10 protein-coding genes are annotated in these 12,002 nt (G+C 41.1%); 7 read left to right on the forward strand and 3 right to left on the reverse strand.

The window, feature by feature from the left end; all coding sequences use genetic code 11:
- Window positions 1–155: 155 nt before the first annotated feature.
- Window positions 156–1,808, reverse strand: coding sequence for an ABC transporter substrate-binding protein (locus tag NSTC731_RS14305; RefSeq protein WP_445631386.1), 1,653 nt, complete (start codon window positions 1,806–1,808; stop codon window positions 156–158).
- 659 nt (window positions 1,809–2,467) lie between these two features.
- Here NSTC731_RS14305 and NSTC731_RS14310 point away from each other — a divergent pair.
- The 7 genes from NSTC731_RS14310 to NSTC731_RS14340 all read left to right on the forward strand — a co-directional run bounded on the left by NSTC731_RS14310 (window position 2,468) and on the right by NSTC731_RS14340 (window position 10,311).
- Window positions 2,468–2,794: a hypothetical protein gene (locus tag NSTC731_RS14310; protein ID WP_289795423.1), complete on the forward strand. Its 327-nt coding sequence runs from the start codon at window positions 2,468–2,470 to the stop codon at window positions 2,792–2,794.
- 538 nt (window positions 2,795–3,332) lie between these two features.
- A complete protein-coding gene (gene psbB, locus NSTC731_RS14315; protein WP_445631387.1) occupies window positions 3,333–4,862 on the forward strand; it encodes a photosystem II chlorophyll-binding protein CP47 in 1,530 nt (509 codons plus the stop codon).
- Between the two features lie 113 nt (window positions 4,863–4,975).
- Complete coding sequence (locus NSTC731_RS14320) at window positions 4,976–5,083, forward strand: photosystem II reaction center protein T (RefSeq protein ID WP_084227385.1); 108 nt, start codon at window positions 4,976–4,978, stop codon at window positions 5,081–5,083.
- A 377-nt stretch (window positions 5,084–5,460) separates the two neighbouring features.
- Window positions 5,461–6,525 (forward strand): 30S ribosomal protein S1, encoded by a 1,065-nt coding sequence (locus NSTC731_RS14325; RefSeq protein WP_445631388.1) that lies wholly within the window; start codon window positions 5,461–5,463, stop codon window positions 6,523–6,525.
- A 161-nt stretch (window positions 6,526–6,686) separates the two neighbouring features.
- Window positions 6,687–7,421, forward strand: coding sequence for an HAD family hydrolase (locus NSTC731_RS14330; protein WP_445631389.1), 735 nt, complete (start codon window positions 6,687–6,689; stop codon window positions 7,419–7,421).
- A 124-nt stretch (window positions 7,422–7,545) separates the two neighbouring features.
- Entirely contained in the window at window positions 7,546–8,052 is a 507-nt protein-coding gene (locus NSTC731_RS14335) for a helix-turn-helix domain-containing protein (RefSeq protein WP_445631390.1), read from the forward strand.
- A 1,128-nt stretch (window positions 8,053–9,180) separates the two neighbouring features.
- On the forward strand, window positions 9,181–10,311 hold the full coding sequence (locus NSTC731_RS14340; RefSeq protein ID WP_445631391.1) for a sensor domain-containing diguanylate cyclase: 1,131 nt from the start codon (window positions 9,181–9,183) through the stop codon (window positions 10,309–10,311).
- 257 nt (window positions 10,312–10,568) lie between these two features.
- Here NSTC731_RS14340 and NSTC731_RS14345 read toward each other — a convergent pair whose 3' ends face one another.
- Complete coding sequence (locus NSTC731_RS14345) at window positions 10,569–11,186, reverse strand: DUF4231 domain-containing protein (protein ID WP_445631392.1); 618 nt, start codon at window positions 11,184–11,186, stop codon at window positions 10,569–10,571.
- A gap of 9 nt (window positions 11,187–11,195) precedes the next feature.
- On the reverse strand, window positions 11,196–11,942 hold the full coding sequence (locus NSTC731_RS14350; protein WP_445631393.1) for a hypothetical protein: 747 nt from the start codon (window positions 11,940–11,942) through the stop codon (window positions 11,196–11,198).
- Between the last annotated feature and the right edge of the window lie 60 nt (window positions 11,943–12,002).

A 12,002-nucleotide genomic window follows, 5' to 3' on the forward strand; every position in this document is an offset into this window, starting at 1 on the left:
GAGGCTTTGAATCTTACTCCTCAATGCTAGTAGGGGCATATTTTCTCCCCGTTGTAGCAACTGGGGTAAAGAATTGCGGGTTAGGTCTGTATTAGACTCAACTGCAAACCGATATAATTACTACCGATCAATGACCAATGACTAATGACTAATGACTACTTTTTAAGTGTCTGGTAAACCAAAATTTGGGTAGGGTTAAGTTTTACGCCATTAACACCATTCCGGGCAAATACATAGTCTTTGTTTTGCCATAAGGGAACGTAAGGTACATCAGTAGTTACTTGCGTTTGAATTTCGTTAAAGATTTTCTGACGCGCTTCAGGGTTTTGTTCTTTGCGTTGCCCATCAATCAGTTTATTTATAGTTTCGTTATAGTAGAACGAACCCTGAGTTTGACTGCCTCCATCTTCGCATCCTTTAGCAGTTGAACCTTTATCACAAGATAAAAATGGCTGGACGTAATTATCTGGATCTAAAAAGTCTGGATACCAATCAAGTAAAGCTGCCGGATACAAACCCTTGGCAATATCTTTAAAAAAGGCAGGCCCTTCCGCTTGGGTAACTTCAAATTGCAGTATTCCATCCATTTTGACATCCACAAGAGATTTGAGTGTCTGTGCTGCCAAACTACGAGTAGGTGAACTAGAAGGATACCAAACTTGCACTTTTGCAGGATTTTCTTTGGAGAAGCCAGCAGTAGTCAATAATTCTTTAGCTCGATCGAAGTTAGCATCACCATATTTATCTTTGAATAATGGCACAGAAACTTTAAATGTTGCGGGAATCATGCTATAAAGCGGATCTGCTTGACCAAATAATACTCGCTCGTTTAAAAGTGGACGGTCAATTAAGGAGGCGATCGCTTGTCTTACCTCTAATTTATCTAAAGGTTTTTGATTGCGGTTTAATACCAGATAACTTACTACACTACCTTCAGCTGCGATCGCTTGCCAATCCCCTTTTTTACCACCTTCTTCCAAGCTTCGATTTTGATCTGGTTGCAACGACAGATAAGCTACATCGACTGCACCTGTACGGAAAGCATTAAACAAATTAACTGGACTAGTTTGAATTTGGAGATTAACACCCTTGTTAACTGGTTTTTCCCCCCAATATTTATCAAACGCATCAAATCGGATGGAATCAGTACCATACTGTCCTAATTTGTAAGGGCCAGTTCCCACAAAAATATTTGGCTTGAATTTCCCAGCGCCGATTTCGTAAGCTTTTGGTGAAATGGCACACACTCCAGGAAACGCCAACAGTGAGGGAAAAGCTGCAAAGGGCTTTTTCAGCTTGATTGTCAACTCATATTCGCTTGTCGGTTTTATTGAATCTACTATATCAGCTAGTAAGAATGAGGGTTTTCCTTTATTTTCAATAAAGCGCTGAATGGTAAAGGCCATTGCTTGAGCGTTGAAGGGAGTCCCATCATGAAAAACTACCCCCTGACGTAAAGGAATGGTATAAGTTAAGCCGTCTTGACTAACTTTGGGTAATGCTGTGGCTAGTTGGGGTTTAATTTCCGTGCTTCCTGATTCGTAATTATAGAGGCGATCGCTCATATTAAACACTAAACCCAAAGCTGCTAACTCATAAGCATCAGCCGGATCGAGGGTTCTTGGCTTGGCTGTTGTACCGATAGTAATCCGACCATCACCTGTAGGAGTATTTACAGAACCAGATGGCGGCGTAGTTGACTGCGGACGAGGAGCACAACTAACAACTAAAAATAAACATAGACAGAACAAAGATAGGAATTGTGTAATCCGACCCCATCGTTTCACGAACAAGGAAAACCAGGTCATAGCAATAATATATTTGATCTCAGCGGTCAGCAATTTTACTACATTTGTGACTCTTATGCTGAATCTTCACAATTTATAGTGGTTCTTGTTGCGATGGAACGCTCCGTAGCTATCTAAATCAAAAACTTGTGGCAGATACTCAACTTCATAATCAAGTTTGTTACTGCGATCCCTACGACGGGATACGCCTCAATACTTGTCGGGTTTTGGGGAAAAGGGGAAAGAAAAAACCTTTAACCTTTACCCATTAACCTTTTCCCCAAACCCTATGCCGAGTTAAAAATGGTTAACCGAGCAGTATTGGGATACGCCTGTGCACTATTTGGTTACAAAAAATCATTAATAAAATATAAAATTTAATATTTAAGATTTGTTAAGTATTGAAAAGTTTTTATGTAATTAAATTTTTTAACAGTTGGTTAAATTTGTCGTAAATTCATATTTACTAAAAAAATGGGTATTTGTTAAGCTTTGACACTTAACCCAAGTAGTGTACGTTGAGATTTTACTTGTTGCTACTTGGGAATAGACACCGACAAAGGGTTTTCTCGTCAAGATCGGCTGTATTCTCAAAAAGAAGTGTGTTTGAACATCAGCGACTAAAGCGATCGCGATATTGTTAACAGCAGATTGAAAGTCGAAATAGTGAGACTAAGACCGTGAAGTATTTCTTTCTATCTGAGGGATGGGCAGTTGCAAGAGTCTGGGCATCTGATGGACTCTGGCAAATAACCGCATGGCGACGCCAACCAGATATTCAGCGAATGAATATTTGTTTAGTCGAAGAAAATGAATTACTCTGGCTTTATCGAGTTGAAGAAGCCGTTTTAACCGTGGAAGTGAAGCCAACAACACCAGTAATTGGTAGTCAGACCATCGGTCAAGTAGTACTCAAGCGTCTGATGAGCGCCGAACAGGTAATCGAACGCCTGGGTACAGCCGAGGCGAAGTGTCAACTGCAAAATATCCACTTGGTGGTTCAGTAGATAGTGGGTATGGGGCATGGGGCATTGGGAGTGCTGAGTTAGGAGTTAGGAGTTTTGTTTATCTCCTTGTCCCCTTGTCCCCTTGTCTCCTAACTTCCTCACTCCCTGCCTCCCCTGCTCCCTCTTCTTGAAGCCTTTTATGCCCAATTCCCAATTCCCAATTCCCAATGCCCCTCTCATCGTAAAGAAAAGATAAGCAAATTTCATCCTCGACGGGTATTAGTAGCGAAAAAACTTGGACATGCTACGCGATCGCATCAATTTACACGCTTGCAAACAATTCCATCAATAGTTACACTTTTTAAAACATTCTCATTTTTGCTTGGCGATGGCTACCCTAACATAGGTAAACCTCCCGAAGCGAGTAAGCATTGCCAAAGCACCCACGCTGTCTGACTTATTAAGACTAAGCTGTGGTGATACTCTGGTGGCAATAACAAAAAACAAGAGAGAGTTTTATGAGTGGCGATTTTCGTCTTTCATAACCTCAGTAAGAAAATTGCTTTGTAAACTAACTCATCGAGGAGGAGCGTAGTCGATGGGACTACCCTGGTACCGAGTACATACAGTCGTTCTGAATGATCCAGGGCGACTGATTTCTGTACATTTAATGCACACAGCCTTAGTAGCAGGCTGGGCTGGTTCGATGGCACTCTACGAACTAGCTGTTTTTGACCCTAGCGATCCAATTCTCAACCCAATGTGGCGTCAAGGAATGTTCGTCTTGCCGTTCATGGCACGTTTGGGTGTTACTCAATCTTGGGGTGGTTGGAACGTTACTGGCGGGCCATCAACCGATCCTGGCTTCTGGTCATTTGAAGGCGTTGCTGCCGCTCACATTGTTCTTTCCGGTTTGCTATTTTTAGCCGCCGTATGGCACTGGGTTTACTGGGATTTGGAACTTTTTAGAGATCCCCGCACTGGTGAACCCGCTCTCGACTTGCCAAAAATGTTTGGCATTCACCTGTTCTTATCTGGTCTCCTTTGTTTTGGATTTGGTGCTTTTCACGTCACCGGACTATTTGGGCCGGGGATATGGGTTTCTGATGCTTATGGTCTAACTGGCACCGCCCAGGCAGTAGCACCAGAATGGGGCCCAGATGGTTTTAACCCCTATAACCCTGGTGGCATTGCGGCTCACCACATTGCCGCTGGTGTTGTTGGTATTATTGCAGGCTTATTCCACCTGACAGTTAGACCCCCCGAACGGCTCTACAAAGCCCTACGGATGGGGAACATTGAAACAGTACTTTCTAGCAGTATTGCAGCAGTCTTCTTTGCTGCTTTCGTGGTTGCAGGTACTATGTGGTACGGTAACGCCGCCACTCCCATTGAATTGTTTGGCCCTACCCGCTATCAATGGGATCAAAACTACTTCCGTCAAGAAATTCAGCGCCGCGTCCAAACAAACGTTAGCCAAGGTGCAACCCTTGAGCAAGCTTGGTCGCAGATTCCTGAAAAATTGGCTTTCTATGATTATGTCGGTAATAGCCCCGCCAAAGGCGGTCTATTCCGTACAGGGCCAATGGTGAAAGGTGATGGCATTGCTCAATCTTGGCAAGGTCACGCCGTATTCAAAGATTCCGAAGGACGAGAATTGACCGTGCGTCGTCTCCCCAACTTCTTTGAAACCTTCCCAGTGGTTTTGACTGATGCCGATGGAATTGTCCGCGCTGACATTCCCTTCCGTCGGGCAGAATCTAAGTATAGCTTCGAGCAATCTGGTGTCACCGTTAGTTTCTACGGTGGCAATCTGAATGGTCAGACCTTTACAGAACCAGCTGATGTGAAGAAGTATGCCCGTAAAGCTCAAGGTGGTGAAATCTTTGAATTTGACCGGGAAACCTTGAACTCTGATGGTGTATTCCGCACCAGTCCTAGAGGTTGGTTTACCTTTGGACACGCTGTATTTGCTCTGTTGTTCTTCTTTGGTCATCTTTGGCATGGCGCTCGGACAATCTACCGAGACGTATTTGCTGGTGTTGACGCCGATCTTGAAGAGCAAGTTGAGTGGGGTCTATTCCAAAAAGTGGGTGACAAGTCAACCCGCCGGAAAGAAGCCCTTTAATTTCAGTGCTGAGTAAAGAAGTGCTGAGTTCCGAGTTAAGGCTCTGACTCAGCACTCAATTGACTCAGCATTAAAAACTTTAACAACTGGCTGGATAAAGAGGAAATCGTAATATGGAAAGCGTTGCGTACATCTTGATTTTTACTCTGTGTATAGGTACTCTCTTCTTTGCGATCGCATTTCGCGAACCCCCTCGCTTTGAGAAACCAAAAGATAAGTAGATCCTATCCACAGACTTTTAAGCGGATTTAATCTTAATATCCGTTGCTACTAAGTATGGTGGCAACGGATATTATTGTGTTTGTCATTTGTCATTTGTCCTTTGTCCTTTATGTTGCTTCTCACTACTAACCAATAACAAATGACCAATACTTCGGCTCCCTTCGACTTCGCTCAGGGCAAGACGCTCAGTACAAGTGACCAATGACCAAATATTGTGATATAATTTCCAATCTTGGGAGTAGATATGTGTTAATGCTAGCTTTTCTGCGCTAGGATGAAAAAGGATGTTTTGTGTAAGCTGCCATAGTACTGCTTGCATAACGCATCGCAATTGTCGCACCACCTTTACGGAGACTAGAACCAGGAACAAATCAGCATGGTCAATCAGAATTTAACCGCTACAGAAATTGGATTCACTCACGAAGATTTCGCTGCTCTACTTGACAAATACGATTATCATTTTAGCCCTGGTGATGTTGTCCCAGGAACAGTTTTCAGTATAGAGCCGCGCGGCGCTCTGATTGACATTGGTGCTAAAACCGCAGCATATATACCTATACAAGAAATGTCTATTAACCGGGTGGATAGCCCGGAAGAAGTATTACAGTCAAACGAAACGCGCGAATTTTTCATCCTTACCGATGAAAACGAAGATGGTCAATTAACCCTTTCCATTCGCCGTATTGAATATATGCGGGCTTGGGAACGCGTGCGGCAGTTACAAGCAGAAGATGCGACTGTCCGTTCTGGCGTATTTGCAACCAATCGCGGTGGAGCATTGGTACGAATTGAGGGATTACGTGGCTTTATCCCAGGTTCTCACATCAGTACCCGCAAACCTAAAGAAGAATTGGTCGGCGAGGATCTGCCGTTGAAATTCCTAGAGGTGGACGAAGAACGTAACCGCCTCGTTCTATCTCACCGTCGGGCGTTGGTTGAGCGCAAGATGAACCGCCTAGAAGTCGGCGAAGTAGTAATTGGTACTGTTCGTGGGATCAAGCCCTACGGTGCTTTCATCGACATTGGCGGCGTCAGTGGTCTACTGCATATTTCTGAGATTTCTCACGAACATATTGATACACCTCATAGCGTGTTCAATGTCAATGATGAAGTAAAAGTTATGATCATTGATTTGGATGCAGAAAGGGGTCGCATTTCCCTATCTACCAAGCAGCTAGAACCCGAACCCGGTGACATGATTAAAAACCGAGATTTGGTTTATGATAAGGCAGAAGAAATGGCTGCTAAGTATCGCGAACAGCTATTAGCCAAGCAGCAAGGTGCTACTGCTGCGGCTACACCGGGGGAAGTTCTTGCAGACGAAGATATTCCACCAGCAACAGAACTTGACGAAGATATTCCAGTAGTTGCGGCATTTGAAACAGCAATTCCAGCAGCGACGGAAATTGAAGAGGAAATTCCAGCAGCTATTGAAGAGTAATAGATTTTTTATAGTTTTACTTGTTTTTAAGTAAGAGTATCAAATCATTTTATAAAGAGGGAAAAACCCTCTTTTTTTATGTCGAGAATCGAGAATAAGTTTGGAGAGACGCGATTAATCGCGTCTGTAGAAAAATTGAAAGTAGTTAGAAGTTAAATATTATGGCAACCATTCAATGTAAAAATATCACTTTTGATAATATCCAGGCAATTTTGTTTGACAAAAACGGTACTCTAGAAGATTCAGAAACGTATTTGCGATCGCTAGCACAAAAAGCAGCAAGATTAATAGATGCTCAAATTCCTGGAACTGGGGAACCCCTATTAATGGCATTTGGCATCAATGGCAATTTTCTAGATCCCGCAGGTTTAATATCAGTAGCAAGCCGCCGTGAAACAGAAGTTGCGGCTGCGGCATATATTGCCGAAACAGGAAGAGGATGGTTTGAGTGCTTAAAAATAGCCCGTCAAGCTTTGGATGAAGCGGAAAAATACATTGGAGAAACTCCTTCACCACTGTTTGTAGGTAGCCTAGAAATTTTGAAATATCTGCGGGAGGGTGGTCTAAAACTTGGCATTCTCTCGGCTGCGACAACTGAAGAAGTACGCAATTTTGTAGCCAATCACCAGTTAAGCGATTATATCCAGTTAGAAATGGGCGTAGATGAAGGGCCAAGTAAACCAGATCCAGTGCTATTTTTGCAAGCTTGCCAAGCTTTGGGAGTTGAACCGACCGCTACCTTGATAGTAGGTGATTCAGTTGGGGATATGCAAATGGCGCGTAATGCTAAAGCCGCAGGTTGTATTGGTATCACTTGGGTAGGTAATTCAGATAACGTCCGAGGTGCAGATGTGGTGATTAATCAACTTGATGAAATCCAAATTTTAGAAGATTAATTTAATCTGAGTTTGATGAACTCAAAAAAACGGCAGTTGGAGCGTTTTCTGCCACATTAGTTTTTATACCGTTTCACTAAAAGTGTGATACATATAATTGCAGGTGTAGCACTCAAAAAAAACAATGTGTAGGGTTATTAAACTAGAGATAAAAGAAACACAGGGTGAACTACAAGAGTTGTTGAGACAGCAAAAAACTGGATATGGGAAAGAACGAATACAGGCATTGTATTTACTCAAAACGCGACAGGTAGAAACAGTACAGCACTTAGCAGTAGTGTTAGGTAGAGGGCGTATGACGGTGCAGAGGTGGTTAAAACTCGAAAGAGTTGGTGGATTAAGCACCCTGCTTGAACTTCGTAAAAGTCCAGGACGACCAAAAACCATTTCCCTTGAGGTGCGATCGCGGCTAAAAGAAGAACTAAAAGACTCACTTGGATTTCAAAGCTATGAGGAAGTGCGTAGATGGCTTTTAGCCTCCGAAGGTATAGAAGCCTCTTACAAAGTTGTGCATGAAGTTGTGCGCTACAAGCTGAAAGCGAAATTAAAAGCACCTCGCCCACGTAGTGTCAAACAAAACCCTGGTGTAGAAGAAGACTTTAAAAAAAACTCCCATCATGGCTTGAGCTAATAAAGAAGTACTTAATATCACCGATAGAACAACGTAAAGTACGTTATTGGTGTGGGGATGAAAGTAGATTCGGTCTTCAAACCTTAACGGGAAGATTAATCACACTAACGGGAGTAAAACCAGTTGGCTTCACACAATGGAAAAGAGATAACTTTTATATATACGGAGTCGTAGAACCATTAACAGGAGAGAACTTTGTCTTGGAATTTACACATTGAGATACAATGTGTTTTGCAATGTTTTTAGAAAAGTTCGCAGCATCATATGCAAATGAAATACATATTATTCAAGTAGATAACGGGGCATTTCACTTCAGTAATTATCTCCGAGTTCCAGAAAATATAATTCTCTTGTTTCAGCCTCCGTATACACTCCTATGTCAATCCAATTGAAAGATTATGGAAAGAAATTAAAAAAGCTTTGAAATGGGAATGTTTTCAGACGTTAGATGAGTTACGAGAAGCTGTATGGAAACAGTTAGATAAATTAACTGCTAAAATTAAATCTATTGCTGGCTGGAATTTTATTTTGCAGGCATTATTTGTATCAGGCTTTTCGTGAAATGGTATTAGATGGCATAGAAATCATCTATGTCGCAATACGCTTGGCTTTGTAAAAAATTGTAGGTTGGATGAAGCAAAGCGCAACCTAACAAAGCTATGAAAATGTTGGGTTTCGTCGTTCCTCAACCCAACCTACACAACTTAAAGTTTTTAGCGCTAACCCAAGCGTCTTGATTTATGTTGCAGAATTTCTGTGTCAAATCAATCAAGATATCCTAGTGTCCATCTATACCTGATAATAACCTTTCTATTTTATTCGCAAAAATAATATTAAATTAACATATCAAGATAGTTTTGCAATCTTTCTTTAGATAGATAGTTAAAAAATCCGTAATATCTCTAATAGAATAAAATGGAAAATTTTTTAAAATTAGGGTAAAGGGATTCTGTAATCCATGCCCAGCAAGGGTTAAAAATTTAGTCCCAAAAAGAAATAATGCTTAAGCCTTTTGCCGAGTAAGCATTATACAAATAAGATGCGTTTACCTTGTTTTTGAGAATAAAGACATCGCGATCCGATCGCAGTCTCAACTAATTTTCGATCATTTTTTATTGGTGTAAGCACATGAATTTTCAAAGCTCTGCTTCACCTGTCATCATTTCTGATTCTAATGATGTCAAAGTTGAAATGTCTTATGTTCAAGGGATAGAGCATTTAATTGAGGTTGTTCAAGCATTGTCACTAGCACGAACGCTAGAGCAAATTATGGAGATTGTACGAAAGTCTGCGCGTGAGTTGACTGGGGCAGATGGGGCTAGTTTTGTGCTACGAGATGGAGATCAATGTTATTACGCAGATGAAGATGCGATCGCTCCTTTATGGAAAGGGCAACGCTTCCCGATGAGTATTTGCATTAGTGGGTATACAATGCAAAACCGCCAATCCGTTGTGATTAGCGATATTTATGGAGATCAACGGATTCCATTTGCAGCTTACCAACCGACTTTTGTAAAAAGCTTGGCAATGGTGCCGATCCGAACGTGTAACCCCATCGGTGCAATTGGAATATATTGGGCAACGTTACATCAGCCAACGGTAGAAAAAGTAAAGCTATTACAGGCATTGGCAGACACAACGGCTGTCGCAATGGAAAACGTGCAGATTTATCATGAATTAGAACAAAGAGTCCATAATCGAACTGCTGCATTAGAAAAAGAAATAGAAGGACATCAAAAAGTTGAGGCAGAAGTTAGGCGCTTATCTCTAACAGATGAATTAACCGGAACGTACAATCGACGAGGCTTTTTTCTATTTGCAGATCAGCAATTAAAATTAGCTAATCAGCTACACAAGCCCTGTTGTCTCTTATTTATAGATATAGATGGATTAAAGCAAATCAATGATACGTTTGGACATGAAGTTGGAGATCGTGTAATAGTAGACGCCGCAGACTTACTAAGTCAAACCTATCGAGATTCTGACATCGTTGCCCGATGGGGGGGTGATGAGTTTGTTGTATTCATTCCTAAATGTTCACATCATACGAATGCAATTAGTGTTCGCCTACAAACTAACATTGATTTATTTAATCAGAATTCAAGTAGAAATTATCATCTATCAATGAGTATTGGAGTTCAAGAGTGCGTTATCAACGAAGATGTTTCATTGGAAAAACTCATATTCCAGGCAGATGAGTTAATGTACCAGCAAAAACGTGCCAAGCGAAGTTCTAGCAATAACAATAGCAGCTTTTAATCCCTTAGAAAGCATATCTAGTGTTAATACTCAGCTTTTTTATCTCTTTTTTCATTCCCGACAGTTCTTCCGCTATCTTGACCTAATTCTCAATTTATACTTTTTAGCTTTTTATTCGTTTAAATTACGTTAATTTATTGCAATTTAGATAAAGTCCATCAATAATCAAAACTTCATTATCCCGATTACTATACTGAACTTTATTTATAGCTATTATTATATTTTTATCTAACAGAGAAGAGTTTATTGAATTAATTTTATTCTTCGTCTTTATTCTCTTCTAAATTGGTTATCTTTGTATTTTGCAGAAGGATATCGTCTTCCTGATTAGGTTTTTCTTCTTTCTTTTCTTGTACAACTTGAGTAGCATATATTTCCACATCTCGCTGAATAATATCTTCTACATGACTTGCAAATAGATTAAATGCTTGTTGATGACTTGGATAAATCCGATAAGGGCCTGTCAACTGCGAGAATTGCCACCCTTGGGTTTTCAAAGACTCAACTGTTCGGCGATAGTGTCGCCAGCGTTCCCCATAGTGAAAAAACTCTTCAATGGCAGCACTAATAGCAACTATTTGGCTCAAACCAAAAGTTAACCACATAAGGATATCCCTATCCCGATTGTTAGGTTTGAAATTAGTGTTAATATTTAGACTTACTAATGCCGGGAGAACGACACCACCAATAATAGTTGTTACCCGTAAAAAATAATGGCGATCGCGCGATGTATTCGCCTTCCTTTCCATCCATAGTACTTGCTCTAACCAGCGCGATCGCAAAAAATGTTTTTGCACATCACCTAAGTTAATACCTGCAAATAACTTGTTAAAATCTTCTTTTAAAAATTCATGATAACTATTTTTTTTAGCCATTTTTTACTCCTAATTAGAAAGTAACCCCTTAATTACTTTGCCTAAATTATCAACTCCTTTCTCTATGTCGATTAAGTCGATGTATTGTAATGTACCAGATTTAGCCAGCTTTTTAGCTCGTTCATCAGTAGCTTTTCCACGCAAAGCATCTGCAAGTATATCTGCGGTTCTACCACTACCAGCAATCACAAGAACTATCCTGTCGCTATTAACGCTAAAAAAGGCATCCTTAAAGGTAATTTCACCACCGTTCAAGAGTATTGTCATTGAAGGTGCATCATTGGCCAGCATAGTCGCAACGCCAGATATCCAAGGAGACTCATCGCCCCAATTTTTTCCAGGAACTAGTACAAAATGAGTATGGTTTGGCTCTAACGGTGTTAAATCAGCAACAGTTTCCGAATGATTAGGTAAAGCCACTTTGCCTTCAGGTGTCACACCAACTAAAGCAAACTTAGCACCTATTTGAGTACGAGCCGCACCCATCATTCGCATAATTCCTACATCCGTACCCCCATCGACGACATAAGCCCCCAACGTTTCGGCCATAGGGGCTAAAACTTCCACAAACAACCGTTGAATACGAAGAAAATCAGCTTCACTGATGTTACTTGCACCCCCCACTATTACTAAAACAGGACGCGAACCGCCAAGCCCTATTTCCTCAAGAGCATAAGCCAATTCTTTTGGTTGCTCAACTTGAGTCGCTAGTGCTGTTTTCCCATTGTCAAAGGTAAGCTTTAAACAACTTTTCATTTTTTAAAAATACTGACTGCTTAGGTTTCCCAGCGTAGTGCCTCACAGTCATTTTCTGCA

This window comes from Nostoc sp. DSM 114167, assembly GCF_052692655.1.